The sequence below is a fragment of the Haemophilus sp. oral taxon 851 str. F0397 genome (genome assembly GCF_000242295.1).
Lineage (GTDB): Bacteria > Pseudomonadota > Gammaproteobacteria > Enterobacterales > Pasteurellaceae > Haemophilus.
In genome coordinates this window covers 23848-43077 of sequence record NZ_JH591078.1, presented here as the reverse complement: position 1 = coordinate 43077, position 19230 = coordinate 23848, and the positions used below count along the sequence as shown (strand labels likewise).

General features: G+C 39.6%; 12 protein-coding genes. All 12 read right to left on the bottom strand.

Annotated features, from left to right (window positions below; genetic code table 11):
• Window positions 1-41: 41 nt before the first annotated feature.
• On the bottom strand, window positions 42-4292 hold the full coding sequence (gene rpoC / locus HMPREF9096_RS04540; protein WP_009500435.1) for a DNA-directed RNA polymerase subunit beta': 4251 nt from the start codon (window positions 4290-4292) through the stop codon (window positions 42-44).
• Window positions 4293-4417: 125 nt separating this feature from the next.
• Entirely contained in the window at window positions 4418-8446 is a 4029-nt protein-coding gene (gene rpoB, locus HMPREF9096_RS04545; RefSeq protein WP_009500434.1) for a DNA-directed RNA polymerase subunit beta, read from the bottom strand.
• A 382-nt stretch (window positions 8447-8828) separates the two neighbouring features.
• Window positions 8829-9518: a 50S ribosomal protein L1 gene (gene rplA, locus HMPREF9096_RS04555; protein WP_009500432.1), complete on the bottom strand. Its 690-nt coding sequence runs from the start codon at window positions 9516-9518 to the stop codon at window positions 8829-8831.
• A 4-nt stretch (window positions 9519-9522) separates the two neighbouring features.
• Window positions 9523-9951 carry a 50S ribosomal protein L11 gene (rplK, locus tag HMPREF9096_RS04560; RefSeq protein WP_005633053.1) on the bottom strand — a complete coding sequence of 143 codons (429 nt, stop codon included), beginning with the start codon at window positions 9949-9951 and terminating at the stop codon, window positions 9523-9525.
• 172 nt (window positions 9952-10123) lie between these two features.
• Complete coding sequence (deoD, locus tag HMPREF9096_RS04565) at window positions 10124-10840, bottom strand: purine-nucleoside phosphorylase (protein ID WP_009500431.1); 717 nt, start codon at window positions 10838-10840, stop codon at window positions 10124-10126.
• A 69-nt stretch (window positions 10841-10909) separates the two neighbouring features.
• Complete coding sequence (locus HMPREF9096_RS04570; RefSeq protein WP_005633049.1) at window positions 10910-12163, bottom strand: NupC/NupG family nucleoside CNT transporter; 1254 nt, start codon at window positions 12161-12163, stop codon at window positions 10910-10912.
• Between the two features lie 101 nt (window positions 12164-12264).
• On the bottom strand, window positions 12265-13053 hold the full coding sequence (locus HMPREF9096_RS04575) for a 4Fe-4S cluster-binding domain-containing protein (RefSeq protein WP_009500430.1): 789 nt from the start codon (window positions 13051-13053) through the stop codon (window positions 12265-12267).
• 8 nt (window positions 13054-13061) lie between these two features.
• Entirely contained in the window at window positions 13062-14606 is a 1545-nt protein-coding gene (locus HMPREF9096_RS04580; protein ID WP_009500429.1) for a YjjI family glycine radical enzyme, read from the bottom strand.
• A gap of 212 nt (window positions 14607-14818) precedes the next feature.
• On the bottom strand, window positions 14819-15859 hold the full coding sequence (locus tag HMPREF9096_RS04585; protein ID WP_009500428.1) for a glycosyltransferase family 9 protein: 1041 nt from the start codon (window positions 15857-15859) through the stop codon (window positions 14819-14821).
• Window positions 15860-15926: 67 nt separating this feature from the next.
• Window positions 15927-17006 (bottom strand): class II fructose-bisphosphate aldolase, encoded by a 1080-nt coding sequence (gene fbaA, locus HMPREF9096_RS04590; protein ID WP_005627643.1) that lies wholly within the window; start codon window positions 17004-17006, stop codon window positions 15927-15929.
• Window positions 17007-17117: 111 nt separating this feature from the next.
• Complete coding sequence (gene pgk / locus HMPREF9096_RS04595) at window positions 17118-18278, bottom strand: phosphoglycerate kinase (RefSeq protein ID WP_009500427.1); 1161 nt, start codon at window positions 18276-18278, stop codon at window positions 17118-17120.
• Between the two features lie 95 nt (window positions 18279-18373).
• A complete protein-coding gene (locus HMPREF9096_RS04600; RefSeq protein WP_009500426.1) occupies window positions 18374-19156 on the bottom strand; it encodes a ribonuclease HI in 783 nt (260 codons plus the stop codon).
• Between the last annotated feature and the right edge of the window lie 74 nt (window positions 19157-19230).

Below are 19230 nucleotides of genomic sequence, written 5' to 3'. Positions count from 1 at the left end.
AACCCGAACTTTCATTCGGGTTTTCTTATATAGGGAATTAATTATTCCGCATCATCTGCCATATTAAGCATTTCAGCTAAGTTTGCACTTGCATCATCTGCTGTCATAACAAACTCATCAGCGATAGCAGCTTCATCTTCTTCAGATAATTTCGCTACGACATCATCAACTAAACGATGTTTATGACGATTTTGATGATACGCAAAACCTGTACCCGCAGGGATTAATCGACCAACGATTACGTTCTCTTTCAAGCCACGTAATTCATCACGTTTACCTGCCACAGCCGCTTCGGTAAGAACACGAGTAGTTTCTTGGAACGATGCGGCAGAAATGAAGGATTCAGTCGCAAGAGACGCTTTGGTGATACCCAATAATTCGCGTTCAAACTCAACTGGTGGTTTGCCTTCTGCTTCACGTTGACGGTTAACGATTTTCACACGAGCAACTTCGACTTGTTCCCCTTCAAGGAATTCTGAGTCGTAAGCTTTAGTAATTACCGCTTTACGTAACATTTGACGAACGATAACTTCGATATGTTTATCGTTGATTTTTACCCCTTGTAAGCGGTAAACATCTTGTACTTCGTTCACGATGTATTCAGTTACTGCACGCACGCCACGTAAACGTAAAATATCATGTGGTGTTTCAGCACCATCAGAAATTACGTCACCACGTTGCACCATTTCACCTTCAAATACGTTGAGCTGACGCCATTTTGGAATCATTTCTTCGTAAGTTTCGCCTTCCGCAGGAGTAATTAATAAACGGCGTTTACCTTTGGTTTCTTTACCGAAAGACACGATACCAGAAATTTCAGCCAAGATAGCAGGCTCTTTTGGTTTACGTGCTTCAAATAAATCCGCAACGCGTGGTAGACCACCGGTAATATCTTTCGTACCCACAGATTCTTGCGGAATACGTGCTAATGGTTCACCCACTTTTACTGCTGCGCCATCGTCTAAACTTACGATTGCTTTACCAGGTAAGAAATACTGCGCAAGAACATCAGTTTCAGGTAAGAAAATATCGTTACCATTTGCATCAACTAATTTAATGGTTGGACGTAAATCTTTACCAGCAGTAGCACGTTCACCCACATCTTGAACCACGATTGATGATAAACCTGTTAATTCATCAGTTTGACGCGTTACAGTTAAACCATCAATAATATCAACGAATTTCACAAAACCAGATACCTCAGAGACAACTGGCATTGTATGTGGATCCCAATTTGCGATAGTTTCGCCAGCCGTTACATCTTGACCGTCACCTTTGCTTAACACTGCACCGTAAGGCACTTTATAGTGTTCTTTAGTACGACCAAATGCATCGGTAATAGTTAATTCAGTATTACGAGACGTTAATACTAATTTACCTTCATCGTTAGTAACGAATTTTGCATTCATTAAGTGTAATGTACCAGTGTTTTTAACTTGTACACTAGATTCTTTCGCTGCCGCAGATGCCGCACCACCGATATGGAACGTACGCATGGTTAACTGTGTACCCGGCTCACCGATAGATTGAGCAGCAATAACGCCTACTGCTTCACCTTGGTTGATGAGGTGACCACGAGCTAAGTCACGACCATAACATTTCGCACATACACCAAAATCAGTATCACAAGTTACAACAGAACGTACTTTTACGCTGTCTACAGAGTTTGCATCCAACACATCACAGAGTTTTTCATCTAATAACGTGTTACGAGGAATTAATACTTCTTCTGTACCTGGTTTTAAAATATCTTCTGCTGCTACACGACCTAACACTAATTCACGAAGTGGAACTTTTTCATCACCACCTTCAATTAACGGGGTCATGACTAAGCCTTCGTGCGTACCACAGTCATCTTCTACTATCACTAAGTCTTGTGCTACATCAACTAAACGACGAGTTAAGTAACCTGAGTTCGCAGTTTTTAATGCTGTATCCGCCAAACCTTTACGTGCACCGTGGGTTGAAATAAAGTATTGTAATACGTTCAAACCTTCACGGAAGTTTGCTGTAATTGGGGTTTCAATGATCGAACCATCTGGACGAGCCATCAAACCACGCATACCTGCTAACTGACGAATCTGTGCTGCAGAACCACGTGCACCAGAATCAGCCATCATAAAGATACTGTTAAAAGATGCTTGTTTTTCAAGATTACCTTCGCGATTGATGACTTCTTCTTGAGATAAGTTTTCCATCATCGCTTTCGCTACGCGCTCATTCGCAGCAGCCCAAATATCGATTACTTTATTATAGCGTTCGCCTGCAGTCACAAGACCTGATTGGAATTGTTCTTGGATCTCTGCCACTTCTTCTTCCGCTGCAGAAATAATTTCGTATTTCTTCGCTGGAATTTCCATATCATCAATACCAACTGATGAACCAGAACGTGCTGCATAAGCAAAGCCGGTATACATAATTTGGTCAGCAAACATTACCGCTTCTTTTAAACCTAAACGACGATAAGCTTCGTTAATCAGTTTAGAAATTGCTTTTTTACCTAATGTTTGGTTGAACAATGAATAAGGCATACCTTGTGGTGCAATCATCCATAAAATCGCACGACCGATAGTTGTATCAGTAAGCGTGGTTTTCGCATCAAATTCGCCCGCTTCATTTTTCACATATTCAGTAATACGTACTTTCACGCGAGAATGTAATTCTGCTTCACCAGTACGATATGCTTTTTCAGCTTCGCGAGGATCTTGCAATAACATGCCTTCGCCTTTACCGTTCACTTTTTCACGGGTCATATAGTAAAGACCTAATACCACGTCTTGTGATGGAACGATAATCGGATCACCGTTTGCTGGTGAAAGCACGTTGTTGGTTGACATCATCAATGCACGAGCTTCTAATTGAGCTTCAAGCGTTAATGGAACGTGTACCGCCATTTGGTCACCATCGAAGTCCGCGTTGAACGCCGCACAAACGAGTGGGTGTAATTGAATCGCTTTACCTTCGATTAAGATCGGTTCAAACGCTTGGATACCCAAACGGTGAAGTGTTGGCGCACGGTTCAATAGAATTGGGTGTTCACGAATAACTTCTGCAAGAATATCCCAAACGATCGCATCTTCACGCTCAACCATTTTCTTAGCCGCTTTGATTGTCGTAGCATAACCACGGCTTTCTAATTTAGCGTAGATAAACGGACGGAATAATTCCAAGGCCATTTTCTTAGGTAAACCACATTGGTGTAAGTGCAAGTATGGACCAACAGTGATTACAGAACGACCTGAATAGTCTACACGTTTACCTAATAAGTTTTGACGGAAACGACCTTGTTTACCTTTAATCATGTCCGCTAATGATTTTAATGGACGACGGTTAGAACCCGTAATCGCACGACCGCGGCGACCATTATCTAATAACGCATCAACAGATTCTTGTAACATACGTTTTTCGTTGCGCACAATAATATCTGGCGCAATTAAATCTAATAAACGTTTTAAACGGTTGTTACGGTTGATCACACGACGATATAAATCGTTCAGATCTGAAGTCGCAAAACGACCACCATCAAGCGGTACTAATGGACGTAAATCTGGTGGAAGAACTGGTAATACAGTCATCACCATCCACTCTGGTTTATTACCAGATTGAACAAATGCTTCTAATAATTTTAAGCGTTTAGTGATTTTTTTACGTTTAGTTTCAGAGTTAGTTTCTTGTAATTCTTCACGTAATTTTTCACATTCAACTTCAAGATCCATACCTTTTAAGAGATCTTGAATCGCTTCAGCACCCATTTTCGCTTCGAATTCATCTTGCCAACGATCTTCAGCGTCAAGGTATTGTTCTTCAGTTAATAGTTGACCGCGCTCTAAATCAGTCATACCCGGTTCGGTCACGATGTACATTTCAAAATAAAGTACACGTTCGATATCGCGCAATGGCATATCTAAAAGTAAACCAATACGAGATGGCAATGATTTTAAGAACCAAATATGTGCAACTGGCGATGCAAGTTCAATGTGGCCCATACGTTCACGACGAACTTTAGTTTGAGTAACTTCAACACCACATTTTTCACAAATCACACCACGGTGTTTTAAACGTTTATATTTACCACATAAACATTCGTAATCTTTTACAGGCCCGAAGATACGCGCACAGAAAAGACCATCACGTTCAGGTTTGAACGTACGGTAGTTAATGGTTTCAGGTTTCTTCACTTCACCAAATGACCAAGAACGGATCATATCTGGGGAAGCTAACCCAATTTTAATCACATCAAAATCTTCACTGGTTTTTGATTGTGCTTTTAAAAACTTAACTAAGTCTTTCACAAATGTTCTCCTGTCGGAGTTAAAGGTTTAAAGTGCGGTTGAAAATTTCGATGTTTTTCCACCGCACTTCGGCGATTTTTATTTCGTAAGGTGAGTGAATCATAAATTCTTCACTCCCCTACTGATTACTCTTCGTCTAACTCGATATTTAAACCAAGTGAGCGGATTTCTTTCATAATTACATTGAAAGATTCCGGTGTGCCTGGGTCCATGTGTTGGTTACCACTTACGATGTTTTTATACATCTTCGTACGGCCATTCACATCATCAGATTTCACCGTTAACATTTCTTGTAAGGTGTAAGCTGCACCGTATGCTTCAAGTGCCCATACCTCCATCTCACCGAAACGTTGACCACCGAATTGAGCTTTACCACCCAATGGTTGTTGTGTAACAAGGCTATAAGAACCAGTTGAACGAGCATGCATTTTGTCATCAACTAAGTGGTTCAATTTGAGCATATACATATAACCGACTGTTACTGGACGCTCGAATTTCTCACCTGTACGGCCATCATATAAAGTGATTTGACCTGAAGTTGGTAATCCACCAAGTTTTAATAGCTCTTTGATTTCAGCTTCAGCTGCACCATCAAATACTGGTGTCGCAACCGGTAAACCTTTACGTAGATTTTCAGCTAAACGTAATACTTCTTCATCAGTGAAGGTACTTAAATCCACTTTTTGTGAGCCATTACCTAAGTCATACGCTTTTTGAATATAACCACGTAATTTTTCCACTTCTTGTTTTTGTTTAAGCATTGCATTGATTTGATCACCAATACCTTTCGCAGCTAAACCTAAGTGGGTTTCAAGGATTTGACCGATGTTCATACGAGATGGTACGCCCAGTGGGTTCAATACGATCTCAACCGGTTGGCCATTCTCATCGTATGGCATATCTTCAACTGGGTTAATTTTCGAGATAACACCTTTGTTACCATGACGACCCGCCATTTTATCACCTGGTTGGATTTGACGTTTCACCGCGAGGTAAACTTTAACCACTTTTAACACGCCAGGTGCAAGATCATCACCTTTGATGATTTTCTTACGTTTCACTTCAAGTTTATGTTCAAACTCTTTACGAAGTTCTTCGTATTGCTCTGCAAGCTGTTCTAATTGATTTTGTTTTTCTTCATCTGCAATGGTTTGTTCTAACCATTTAGTGCGATCTAATTTATCTAATTGCGCTGCATCAGCACCACTAGAAATAAGAAGATTACGAACACGAGCAAATAAGCCAGCTTCTAAAATCTCTAACTCTTCAGTTAAATCTTTTTTCGCTTCACGAAGTTGCATTTCTTCGATTTCTAATGCACGTTTATCTTTTTCTACTCCATCACGAGTGAAGACTTGAACATCAATAACCGTACCTGATGTACCGTTTGGCACACGTAATGAAGAATCTTTAACATCAGAAGCTTTTTCACCAAAGATTGCACGTAAAAGTTTTTCTTCTGGGGTTAATTGAGTTTCACCTTTAGGCGTTACTTTACCGACTAAGATGTCACCACCTTTAACCTCTGCACCAACATAAACAATACCAGATTCATCAAGTTTGCTTAACGCTGACTCACCTACGTTTGGAATATCCGCGGTAATTTCTTCTGCACCTAACTTGGTATCACGCGCAACACAAGATAATTCTTGAATATGGATGGTAGTGAAACGGTCTTGTTGAACAACACGTTCAGAAACTAACATTGAGTCTTCGAAGTTATAACCGTTCCAAGGCATGAACGCCACTCGAATATTTTGACCTAATGCAAGCTCACCTAAATCAGTAGAAGGACCATCTGCTAATACTTCACCACGATTGATTGGATCGCCTAAATTCACACAAGGAATTTGGTTAATACAAGTATTTTGGTTAGAACGGGTATATTTGATTAAGTTATAAATATCAATACCAGCTTCACCTGCAATGGTTTCATCTTCATTTACTTTAATAACGATACGAGAAGCATCGACGTACTGAACTGTACCACCGCGTTTTGCAACAACCGCAACACCTGAGTCAAGTGCGATCGGTTTTTCCATACCTGTACCAACTAATGGTTTATCAGCACGTAATGTTGGAACTGCTTGACGTTGCATGTTCGCACCCATCAACGCACGGTTCGCATCGTCATGCTCAAGGAATGGAATTAATGCAGCCGCGACAGATACCACTTGTTGTGTCGAAACGTCCATATAGTGAATATCTTCAGGTTTATATAAACCTGATTCACCACGTTCACCACGCGCAGTAACAAAGGCATCGGTAAAACGGTTATTTTCGTCTAAATTTGAGTTTGCCTGTGCAATGATATAGTTTGCTTCATCAATTGCAGATAAGTATTCGATTTCTTCAGTAACTTGGCCATCAACCACTTTACGATATGGAGTTTCTAAGAAACCATAATCATTAGTACGTGCAAACGCAGAAAGTGAGTTGATCAAACCGATGTTTGGACCTTCAGGGGTTTCAATCGGACATAAACGACCATAGTGGGTATTATGTACGTCACGCACTTCAAAGCCTGCGCGCTCACGAGTTAAACCGCCTGGACCTAATGCAGAAATACGACGTTTGTGTGTGACTTCTGATAATGGGTTGTTTTGGTCCATAAATTGCGAAAGTTGTGAAGAACCAAAGAATTCTTTCACCGCTGCAGAAATTGGTTTTGGATTAATTAAGTCTTGCGGTGTGATTGCATCTAAATCACCTAAAGATAAGCGTTCTTTCACCGCTCTTTCTACACGCACTAAACCGATACGGAATTGGTTTTCCGCCATCTCACCTACGCTACGAATACGACGGTTACCCAAGTGGTCAATATCATCCACTTCGCCGCGACCATTACGGATATCGATCAATTTACGCATTACCGCAATAATATCTTCATTGCTTAAAGTGCCAGCGCCTTCACCTTCTGCGATCGCTAAAGAACGATTGAATTTCATACGACCGACAGCAGATAAATCATAACGCTCTGCAGAGAAGAATAAATTATTGAATAACGCTTCTGAAGATTCTGGTGTTGGTGGTTCACCAGGACGCATCATACGATAAATTTCGTAAAGCGCACTGGTTTTGTCATAAGTTGGATCGACACGTAGCGTTTCAGAAATATATGGACCGTAATCTAAATCATTAGTAAATAAAGTTTCGATCGTGGTGTAACCTGCTTGTGCTAATTTTGCAAGAGTCTCTAAAGAAATCTCACCATTTGCAGGGCAAATAATTTCGCCAGACTCTAAATCAACGTAATCTTTCGACGCAACTTTACCTAAAATATATTCAGAAGGCACAACGACTTGTGAAATTTTATCTTTTTCTAATGCCTTGATATGGCGTGCAGTAATACGACGACCACGTTCAACATACACTTTGCCATTTGCTTCAATATCAAAAGAAGCCGTTTCACCACGTAAACGTTCTGGCACTAAAGTCATTAACAATTTATCGCCAGCGACTTCAAAGGTAATTTTATCAAAGAATAAGTTTAAGATTTCTTCAGTGGTGTAGCCTAATGCACGAAGAATGATTGTTGCCGGTAATTTACGACGACGGTCAATACGTGCAAATAAGTTATCTTTTGGATCGAATTCAAAATCTAACCAAGAACCACGGTAAGGAATAATGCGTGCGTTATAAAGCACTTTACCTGAAGAATGGGTTTTACCTTTGTCAGAATCAAAGAATACGCCTGGACTACGGTGTAATTGTGAAACGATAACACGCTCGGTACCATTAATTACGAAAGTACCGTTATCAGTCATTAATGGGATTTCACCCATATAAACTTCATTTTCTTTAATATCTTTGACTGCGCGTGAAGAAGATTCTTTATCGTAGCTCACTAAACGTAATTTTACACGTAAGCCTGCTGCATAAGTTGAGCCACGAATTTGGCACTCACGTACATCAAATTCAGGTTCTTCTAAACGATAATCTACATATTGTAATTCTGTATAGCCATTATTGCTTACAATAGGGAATACAGAACGGAATGCCGCTTCTAAACCTTGCTGACCTTCAGGATCTTTTTGAATAAATTTATCAAAAGAATCCAACTGAATGGTTAATAAATAAGGAACATTTAAAACTTGCGGACGTTTACCGAAATCTTTACGAATTCGTTTTTTTTCAGAATAGGAGTAACCCATTGGTTTTCCTCTGCTAACTGTTCAGTGACCTAGCCACAAACTAACTGTGACGTGAATGACCGTTAAAATGACCGCACTCTGAACCTTACTTCTGTAGTGGGGTGACAACTCAAATTACATAGGACGACAAATTGAGCAAAACAACGACAAATAACGGTGAATTTGCCATTGCATGGATGTGCTTTCTATCAAAAACACGGTTAAATTAAACAATAAAAGGTCGAAATTGATTAAAAATCAATCTAAATCTTTGCTAATTTTAAGGCGGTAAATTTTAAATGAATGCAGCTTTCTCGTCAAGTTTAAAACTTATGGAGAAATTTTATGAAATAAAAAAACCGCACTTTCAAAAGTGCGGTTTAAAATCTATCAATTCTTTAAATTATAAAGAAGCTTGATCAACAGCAACACCTGCACCCATAGTGGTAGAGATGCTTACTTTCTTGATGAAGATACCTTTAGCAGTAGTTGGTTTTGCTTTGTTTAAAGCAGCCAATAATGCTTGAAGGTTTTCTTTTAATTGAACTTCAGAGAAGTTTGCTTTACCGATAGTGGTGTGGATGATACCGTTTTTATCATTACGATAACGGATCTGACCAGATTTAGCATTTTTAACTGCTTCAGCAACGTTTGGTGTCACAGTACCAACTTTAGGGTTTGGCATTAAACCACGCGGGCCTAATACTTGACCTAATTGACCAACAACACGCATTGCATCAGGAGAAGCGATAACAACATCAAAGTTCATTTCGCCTTTTTTGATTTGCTCTGCTAAATCTTCCATACCGACTAAATCAGCACCTGCTGCTTTAGCTGCATCTGCGTTAGCACCTTGAGTGAACACAGCTACGCGTACTTCACGACCAGTACCGTGTGGTAATACAGTTGCACCACGAACGTTTTGGTCAGATTTACGAGGATCGATACCTAAGTTTACTGCAACGTCAACACTTTCAACGAATTTAGCTGTTGCGAATTGTTTTAATACCGCGATCGCTTCGTTGATTTCGTATGCTTTAGTAGAATCTACGCCAGCTTTGATTGCTTTCATTTTTTTAGTCAATTTAGCCATCGTATTATTCCTCCACCACTAAGCCCATAGAGCGAGCAGTACCAGCAATTGATTTCATTTTGGTTTCGATAGACGCGCCAGTCATATCTGCTGCTTTAGTTTCAGCGATTTGACGAACTTGATCTAAAGTTACTTTACCCACTTTCTCTTTGTTCGGTTTACCAGAACCAGATTTGATACCTGCAGCTTTTTTCAATAATACTGCTGCTGGTGGAGTTTTAGTTACGAAAGTAAATGAACGGTCTGCATATACAGTGATAACAACTGGAATAGGTAAACCTTTTTCTAAACTCTCAGTACGAGCGTTGAATGCTTTACAGAATTCCATGATGTTCACACCTTGTTGACCTAATGCAGGACCAACTGGTGGTGATGGGTTTGCCATACCAGCTGCAACTTGCAACTTAACATAGGCTTGGACTTTTTTTGCCATTTTAGTTTTCCTCTAATTGGGTAATAACGCTATTAAATAGCTCCCCGATAATTTTCAGTGCAACATTCATTGCACCACACAAAAATATGAGCCGCGAACGGCTCATAATGGGCGCGGATTATATAAAAAGTGCGGTTGTTTTTCAAGCACTTATTAAATCCACTATAAGAAATTATTGCGCATCACCAATTAACACTGAATCTAATGCAATTTCAATCATATCATTGAATGTTAATTGGCGCTCTTCTGCCGTGGTTTGTTCGTGAGTACGAATATGGTCAGACACAGTACAAATTGTTAATGCTTTTGCACCATATTCTGCAGCCACACCATAAATTCCAGCCGCTTCCATTTCCACACCTAAAATGCCGTATTTTTCCATTACATCGAACATTTCTACATCGGGTGTATAGAATAAATCCGCAGAGAATAAGTTACCTACACGAACGGCTTTGCCTTTTGCTTTTGCAGCTTGAACAGAGGCTTGTGCCATATCGAAATCAGCAATAGCTGCAAAGTCGTTATCTTTGAAACGAATACGGTTTACTTTTGAATCAGTACATGCACCTAAACCGATAATTACATCGCGCACTTTCACATCCATACGAACAGCGCCACAAGACCCTACACGGATAATTTTTTTCACACCGTATTCAGTGATTAATTCTTTCGCGTAAATAGAGCAAGATGGAATTCCCATACCGTGGCCCATAATAGAAATCTTACGACCTTTGTAAGTACCGGTATAACCAAGCATATTACGAACATTTGTTACTTCTACTGCATCTTGCAAAAACGTTTCTGCAATGTATTTTGCACGAAGTGGATCACCTGGCATTAAAACAACATCAGCAAATGCACCTTCAGGCGCGTTAATATGTGGAGTCATAATTTTCCTTCCTTTTTTCAAATGTAAAAATAAAAAGTGCGGTCATTTTTCACCGCACTTATCCGAGAATTAAAGCGCTGCTGCACCGAGTCCGATGAACAAGCCTGCAATCGTTGCACTCATTAAGTTTGCTAAAGTACCCGCGATTACTGCTTTTAAGCCTAAACGTGCAACATCACTACGACGATTTGGTGCCATTCCACCTAAACCACCGATTAAGATTGCAATTGAGCTGAAGTTAGCAAAACCACAAAGTGCGAAAGTAATAATTGCTTTGGTTTTTTCAGTTAATACAATCGCAGAATCTGGTTGCAAGTATTTTGCAAATTCAAGGTATCCTACGAATTCATTAACCGCTAATTTCATCCCGATCATTTGTCCTGCGATACCCGCTTCGGTACCGTCAGTCACACCGATTAAGTATGCTAATGGTTTGAAAACTAAACCAAAGATAGATTGTAAAGTTACGTCGCCATAGCCGAACCAGCCACCAACGCCACTTAAAATACCGTTAATTAATGCAATTAAACCAACGAATGCGATTAACATTGCACCTACGTTTAACGCAAGTTGCATACCTGCACTCGCACCGCCCGCCATTGCTTCAAGTACGTTAGTTGGTTTTTCTGAATCATTGTCTTCTGGTTGTTTATCAGAGAATTGTTCTGTTTGTGGGAACATTAATTTCGCAAATAATAAACCTGCTGGCGCCGCCATAAATGACGCAGCGATTAAGTATGTCAATGGCACGCCCATTCCAGCATAACCTGCCATTACTGAACCCGCGATAGATGCTGTACCACCTACCATGATGGCAAATAATTCAGATTGGGTCATATTTTTAATGTAAGGGCGAACAACCAATGGTGCTTCAGTTTGACCAACGAAAATATTAGCAGCCGCTGACATGGATTCTGCTTTTGAAGTACCCAATGCTTTTTGTAATGCACCGCCTAATACTTTAATTACCACTTGCATAATGCCGAGATAGTAAAGCACAGAAATTAAGCCAGAGAAGAACACAATAATTGGTAATACTTTCACTGCAAAAATGAAACCTGAAGGTTTGCTTGGATCAGCTAAACCACCGAATACAAAGTTAATACCTTCGTTACCGTAAGCAATAACATTTGATACGGCATCAGCGGTTGCACCAAGTGCTTGTTTACCTGCTGGCACATATAAAATAAGGGCGGCAAATCCAACTTGGATTGCTAACGCCCCGAGCACGGTTCTGATACTAATTGCTTTACGATTATTGGAAAGTAACACGGCAATAGCGATTAATACGACCATTCCCAAAATGCTGCTTAACACACTCATTTGATTCCCCTAGATTGGTTAAGTTAATAAAAAAATCGGTTTATTCTACTTGTTTTCTCACAAAAAGTCGGCGAATTTTCACCGCACTTTCTTGTAAGCGACTACAAAATAGTCAAAACCTTGTTAATTCCACATTGACGCGCATAAGCAGCCAATGCATTAGTTTCTTCCGCACTTGGAATATGCGTTGATAACCCAGTTTCATCGCGCGCACCTTTACTATGCACACGGATAATTTTTAATGCCACATCAGGATAATTTCGTAAAAGTAACGCAACTTTGCCCACCAAATGTTCAGCATCAAAAAAATTCTTTAAAAAAACTAACCGCACTTCTTCCACTTTATTTAACGGCAACAAGGCAGCCAGATTTTGCAAATTTCGCTCAAGTTTATCGTTTTTTATATGTAAACGTTCTGGTATCACTTGCTGTGGTACAATTCCTGTTTGATTTTGTCGGTCAAAACAGAGCGTTTGTAAACCAGCGCCCTCTCCTTTCAGATCGAATAAAAATTTATCAGTGACATCAATTAACGAACGAATACGATCAAACTCAAAAAAGCCACTACTATCCAAATAACAGGTTAATCCTTGAGAACGTAAAGCCTCAAATAGTGGCACCAGTTTTTTATGATGGATAGTCGGTTCACCACCTGAAATTGTGACACCTCGAATAAATGGAACTGCCTCCATAACCTGTTCATACAAATACTGCAAACTAACCAATTTCGCATTTTCCGTATAACGAGGAATAGTTTCCGGATTATGGCAATACAAGCAATTTAACTTACAACCTTGCAGAAAAATACTCGAACGATTGCCTTGCCCTTCTACATTTGAAAAAGGAATAATCCGATGCAACGGCACAAAAATCTCAGATAGTGCGGTCATTTTTCCAATTATTTTTCAGCGGTGACATCTTTTTCATCGCGCAATTGGCGATCAAACACGTTGGCACATTCATCCGTACCCGAACCATACCAAGTTGTATCGCGTAACGCGACTTCGCCTTTACGGTATTTTTCAACTTCGCTTTTCTTCACCAAATAACCTGTAACGCGAATTAAATCCGTATTTTTCAAATAGGTGGTAATGTAGCGATAGCCTAAAGAGAATGCACCATCAATAATATCCACCACCGCATCGCAGTGATCCACATAGGTTTGATCAAAGGCGAATAAATCCCCTGTACCAGATGGGAAATATTTATGGAACGGCGCAGACTGTTTTAAATGCGCAAGTAACGTTGGTTCTTCGCCTACACGAATACGGTGAGCCGGTGCGTTACGTTTGTCTTCTTCGTGGTTACTTGCGCCAACTTGCGCATGTAATAAATAACGATTGCCAGTACGTTCTGCATAAACCCCTTCATGTGCATCGGTGATTTCTTTAAGTTTATCCATAATTGCTGTCGCAATTTCATCACCACGAGCACTCTTACCAAAGGTTTCATTTAAGCCTTCACATTGCAATAAGTGGTTTGCTGCATCTGCCAAGCCCACAATTGCGAACATCCCCGTAAAATTAGTGCGTTTGATAAAGCCTTCTTTTTCGAGGAATGAACTGTTAAAGAAATTACTTTCTTCCACTACAAACTTATGGCGTTTATCCATGGTTGAAAGAGCACATTTCGCCACACGTGGTAATAATTCGTTTACCATTTCATCCGCACTTTTACACGCGCGAGCAATCGTACCTAGACGTAAACGCGTTAATGTGTAAGCACCGCCACATTCAGGCAATGCGTTATAGCAACTTGCTACGCCATATTCTTCACCTAGATCGGAAATATAGTACGCATCGTTTGCAAAAGATGGCTTCGAAACTAATAAACAGGCTTTTGCTGCAAGTTCAGCAAACTCACGGCTCGTTTTGGATTTATCATAACGAATAGTCATATTCGGTGTTGGCGCTTCAAGCTCAATCACTGCACGTAAAATCAAGCGACCCGCTTTCGTATCATAAGGCCCAATATTGGCATGACAAAATGAATCAGGCACAGTTTTGTCGATATGATTTAAGAAACGTTTAATTTTTATATAGTCTTTTTCTTCATCAGTAATGAAAGGTTCGAGCAATACATCAAGACGACCAACATAAACAGGATAAGTTGTAATGGATGGCACGTGAGAGTAAAGAATCAATAATCCATCAAGTGCCTCATCAAGATCTTTTGGTGGCGGCAACTCTAAAAATTCGCAGCCTTTTTGGATATACACATTATAATCAGGCAGGATATAGCGAGGGCGATAAATCGCGTAACCTTCACATAAATCACAAATCATCTGATTCTGTAAAAAGCCCCATTCTTCATCGGTATAGCCAAGCAGATCGCGAGGATCAAATAAACGCTCAGCAATATTGCCTAATGTCATTAATTTTTGATGATAAGTCAGATTATTGGCTTTAACCGTATCGAGAATATCTTGAAGTGAAGCTAACATAATGTCCCCCTTTAAAAATGGTTTTGTATTGTACGCAATGGTAACAAAATAGACAATTTTGAAAATGTGAGCAAGATCACATTTTCAGAAATAAAAACTGAAGAAAACGGTTAACTAGTAAAATAAGAAAGATCTAAATTTAGATGAGTGAAAAAAGGACTTTGACTGGCGGAGTAATGAAGATCCGCCAGTTTTAATTTAATTGATGAGTTTTAAATGTTATAGCTTGAATAACACATTTTCTTCACAAAAGGGATTATCTCTTGTAATGCTTGTTGAATAGAAATTAGCCCTAGATTCATTTGAGTCTCTTTTCCCGCGGGTGGACAAAATGCAAGATGCTTATCGACATCATTAATCGGTTTCCAGCGTCTTGGCTGAGAAGAACGACTATTTGGATAAAACCCGATTGTCGGAATATTAAACGCACTGCTCAAATGCAATGGCCCTGTAGATCCCGCAATAAATAAATCCGCACAAGCTAAAGAATGCGCAAAATCCACTAAACCTTTATTCTTATCATAAATAACTACGCGTGAATCATTCACTAGATTAGCTAACTCATGGGCTTTTTCACTTTCGCCAGGCCCTGCTGTCAGCACAACATTGCAATCAAATTCAGCCAATAAGCCTTTAATTAAATCTGCATATTGCGCTAAAGAAAGATTCGTAGCTGAACCACCAGAACCGCTATGCACAAAGATCCATTTTTTATTTGCGGAAAGTCCTAAACTCTCTTGCAAGAAAATGCGTTGATTTTCCACCGCACTTTTCTCAAAGGTTAAATAAGGCGGTTTAGGTTCAACAATTGGCATATTATGCTTTTGCAAAAAAGCGCGGACTAAATCTTGATTATATTCTGCTTCCGATTTTTCAGAACGAGAACGGCGTTGTGTTAGACGGTGATTATAGAGAATTTGAACCCATTTAGTCGCAGGTGCAAGGCGATATTTAATCCCACTTTTCCAAGCGAGTTTTCCATTATGAGTATTGGAAAAGAAACTAATCATTCCATCAAACTGCTGCGCTTTGATTTCCTGCACAAGACGATTGAAATCCGTTTTATCATTTTTTTTGCTATCAATAATAACACTATCAATAAACGGACAAACTTCCGCTAAAGGCGCTGTGTAACTCGGAACAAGTGCGGTTAATTTTAAAGAAGGATTCGATAACTTCAGCATAGCAAAAGCAGGCCATGCTTGCATAAAATCGCCTAATTTATCGTTACGAATAACTAAGATCTTTTCCATAATTTCTCCGCTAAAATAAAAAAACCGCACTTGAAAGTGCGGTCGTATTTTATGTTATTTTTGTGGATTATAAAACATCAACACAATTTAAGTCTTCGAAAGATTGCTCTAAACGTTTAGACATAGATTCTTCCATTTTACGTAACCATACTCGTGGATCGTAGTATTTTTTGTTTGGCGCATCTGGGCCTTCAGGGTTACCTAATTGACCTTGAAGATAAGCTTCATTTGCTTTATAGAAGTTCAAAATACCATTCCAAGATGCCCATTGAGTATCGGTATCAATGTTCATTTTAATTGCACCGTAGCTAATTGCTTCACGGATTTCTTCGCGGCTAGAACCAGAACCACCGTGGAAGACGAAGTTAATTGGTTTTGCTGGAAGATTACGTTCTTTCGCAACAAACTCTTGTGATGCACCTAAAATAGATGGTTTTAATTTTACGTTACCTGGTTTGTAAACACCATGTACATTACCGAATGCCGCTGCAACAGTAAAGTTAGGACTTACTGGGTTTAATTGGTCGTAAACATAAAGCACGTCAGATGGTTGAGTATATAAACGAGATTCATCAACACCAGAATTATCTACGCCATCTTCTTCACCACCAGTAATACCGATTTCGATTTCAAGGGTCATCCCCATTTTATCCATACGAGCAAGGTATTCACGGCAGATTGCCATGTTTTCTTCCATTGGCTCTTCAGAAAGGTCAAGCATATGAGAAGAGAACAGTGGACGGCCAGTTTCTGCGAAGTGTTTTTCACCCGCTTCAAGTAAACCATCAATCCATGGAAGTAATTTTTTCGCTGCGTGGTCAGTGTGAAGAATAACAGGAACACCGTATTCTTTAGCTAAAGTATGAACGTGTTTCGCTCCAGCAATCGCACCAAGTACATCAGGACGAGCACCGCTTGCAGGTTTAACACCTTTACCCGCATAGAATGCAGCACCGCCGTTAGAAAATTGAATAATAACTGGGGCTTTTACGCGTGCAGCAGTTTCTAACACGGCATTAACTGAGTCAGAACCTACGCAGTTTACTGCTGGGATAGCAAAGTTATGCTCTTTTGCATAAGCAAAGATTTTTTGCACATCTTCACCTGTTACAACGCCAGGTTTCACGATATCTAATAATTTAGCCATACTTGTGTTTCCTTTTTTATGTTTAGCGAGACAAGCCCGCAATTTGAAGAATTCGTATTGATGATGGCATTTTTGATGCCACCATCAATATGTTATAGAGGAAAAGTGCGGTTAGTTTTTCGCACGTTTTTCAAGAATTTCTACTGCAGGTAATACTTTGCCTTCTACAAATTCTAAGAACGCACCGCCACCCGTTGAAATGTAAGAGATCTTGTCAGCAATACCGAATAAATCAATAGCCGCTAAAGTATCTCCGCCACCAGCGATAGAGAATGCATCGCTGTTTGCAATCGCATGAGAAATGATTTCAGTCCCTTTACGGAAGTTAGGGAACTCAAACACGCCAACTGGGCCATTCCATAAAACGGTTTTTGCATTTTTGATGATTTCAGCCAATTGTTCTGCAGATTTATCACCGATATCGAAGATAGATTCATCATCTTTCACTTCAGTGACTGATTTCTCTGTTGCTGCTGCAGTTTCAGTGAACTCCAAACCAACACGTACATCAACTGGCACAGGAATATCTGTATTTGCAGCTAATTCTTTCGCAACTGGGATTAAATCAGCTTCATGTAAAGATTTACCTACATTGTGGCCTGCTGCCGCAATGAAAGTATTTGCAATACCACCGCCCACAATAATTTGGTCAGCGATTTTTGAAAGAGAATTTAACACTTCTAATTTAGTTGAAACTTTAGAACCACCAACAATGGCCACCATTGGACGAGCTGGTTCTTTTAATGCTTTACCTAATGCATCTAACTCAGCGGCTAATAATGGACCTGCACAAGCGATTGGTGCAAATTCTGCAACGCCGTAAGTTGATGCTTGCGCACGGTGAGCTGTACCGAATGCATCCATCACGAATACATCACAAAGTGCGGCATATTTTTTACCTAATTCAGGATCGTTTTTCTTCTCACCTTTGTTCACGCGTACGTTTTCTAAAACAACAATTTCGCCTTCTTTAACATCTACGCCGTTTAAATAGTCTTGTTCTAAACGAACATTAAAGCCTGCGTCTTTTAAGTAATCAACAACCGGTTGTAAAGAATCTTCTGGTTTGAATTCACCTTCAGTTGGACGACCTAAGTGAGAAGTCACCATCACTTTTGCGCCTTTTTCTAAGGCTAATTTTAAAGTAGGAATGGTCGCACGAATACGCGCATCTGAGGTCACTTTGCCATCTTTTACTGGCACATTAAGATCCGCACGGATAAATACACGTTTACCGGCTAAATCTAAATCGGTCATTTTGATTACTGACATAATCTATCCTCTTGTTAAGTTAAAATTAAAATTGAAAACTTTTCGTATTATACCTACTTCGCGCTAGGTTGTAACGATTTAGATCAAAGAAATTCTTATTTGCTTTGGCAATTCATTACCTGCCATTTTTTATCATAACAAATGAATAATTCGTTTCGGCTTGCACCTAAATAAGCATTTTTTAATTGTGGATTATGTTGTTTCATCCAACGAAAAAGTTCATTGCGGCTTAAATTTTGATTCGGTAATTTTAATGAGCTAAATAATTCCTGCTCCTTAGCAAAATATTGCTGGGCAGAATCAAATGCACAGCTACCATGTTTTTCCCATTCACCTTGCAATAATTGTTCACCTGGTGAGATAGCCAAATATCGTGCTAATAAATCTTTTGGCAAGGCTGGTAAATCGCCCTTACAAAAACGTGGATGATCCGTCACTGAAAGTGCATTTGCATTTTGAGGCCATAATCCATGAACGACCCAACCTAAAGTGCGGTTACTTCCACATTGATATTGAGAGGAGGAAGGCAACTGATTACCATATTTTTCACGCTGAATATCACAAAATCCAGGCGACCAAGATAATGCCAACATATAATAATCGACAGGCGCCTTTGCATTTTGCCCAATAGGATCATCAGGCATAATCACATCATAATTGGTAAAAACATTCGGATTTTTCACCGCACTTTTTTCAATATCCGTCCGCTTTGTCTCAAATTGAGGCTCAAATTTAGGCTCAGATACTTTTGTTTGCTTCGTCTGCTCAATTACGGGAGAAGGTGATTGATTTTTAGTTTTGGTTGAATCGGTAAAATACTGCCAAATTGCTAATACAACGAGGACAATAAGAGAAAGGGTGGAAGTGAATTTTTTCATAAATTTTGTTTAGTTTTTGTCAATCAAGTTTTTGTCGGCTATAATTCGCGCCTTTCAACTTTCTATTAAGGATC

Excerpts from the sequence above, each read along its gene's own strand:
- fbaA (WP_005627643.1), bottom strand. The coding sequence starts at position 17,006 with ATGGCTAAATTATTAGATATCGTGAAACCTGGCGTTGTAACAGGTGAA.
- deoD (WP_009500431.1), bottom strand. The coding sequence starts at position 10,840 with ATGACTCCACATATTAACGCGCCTGAAGGTGCATTTGCTGATGTTGTT.
- rplA (WP_009500432.1), bottom strand. The coding sequence starts at position 9,518 with ATGGCTAAATTGACTAAAAAAATGAAAGCAATCAAAGCTGGCGTAGAT.
- HMPREF9096_RS04580 (WP_009500429.1), bottom strand. The coding sequence starts at position 14,606 with ATGTTAGCTTCACTTCAAGATATTCTCGATACGGTTAAAGCCAATAAT.
- HMPREF9096_RS04575 (WP_009500430.1), bottom strand. The coding sequence starts at position 13,053 with ATGACCGCACTATCTGAGATTTTTGTGCCGTTGCATCGGATTATTCCT.
- pgk (WP_009500427.1), bottom strand. The coding sequence starts at position 18,278 with ATGTCAGTAATCAAAATGACCGATTTAGATTTAGCCGGTAAACGTGTA.
- rplK (WP_005633053.1), bottom strand. The coding sequence starts at position 9,951 with ATGGCAAAAAAAGTCCAAGCCTATGTTAAGTTGCAAGTTGCAGCTGGT.
- HMPREF9096_RS04570 (WP_005633049.1), bottom strand. The coding sequence starts at position 12,163 with ATGAGTGTGTTAAGCAGCATTTTGGGAATGGTCGTATTAATCGCTATT.
- rpoB (WP_009500434.1), bottom strand. The coding sequence starts at position 8,446 with ATGGGTTACTCCTATTCTGAAAAAAAACGAATTCGTAAAGATTTCGGT.
- HMPREF9096_RS04600 (WP_009500426.1), bottom strand. The coding sequence starts at position 19,156 with ATGAAAAAATTCACTTCCACCCTTTCTCTTATTGTCCTCGTTGTATTA.
- HMPREF9096_RS04585 (WP_009500428.1), bottom strand. The coding sequence starts at position 15,859 with ATGGAAAAGATCTTAGTTATTCGTAACGATAAATTAGGCGATTTTATG.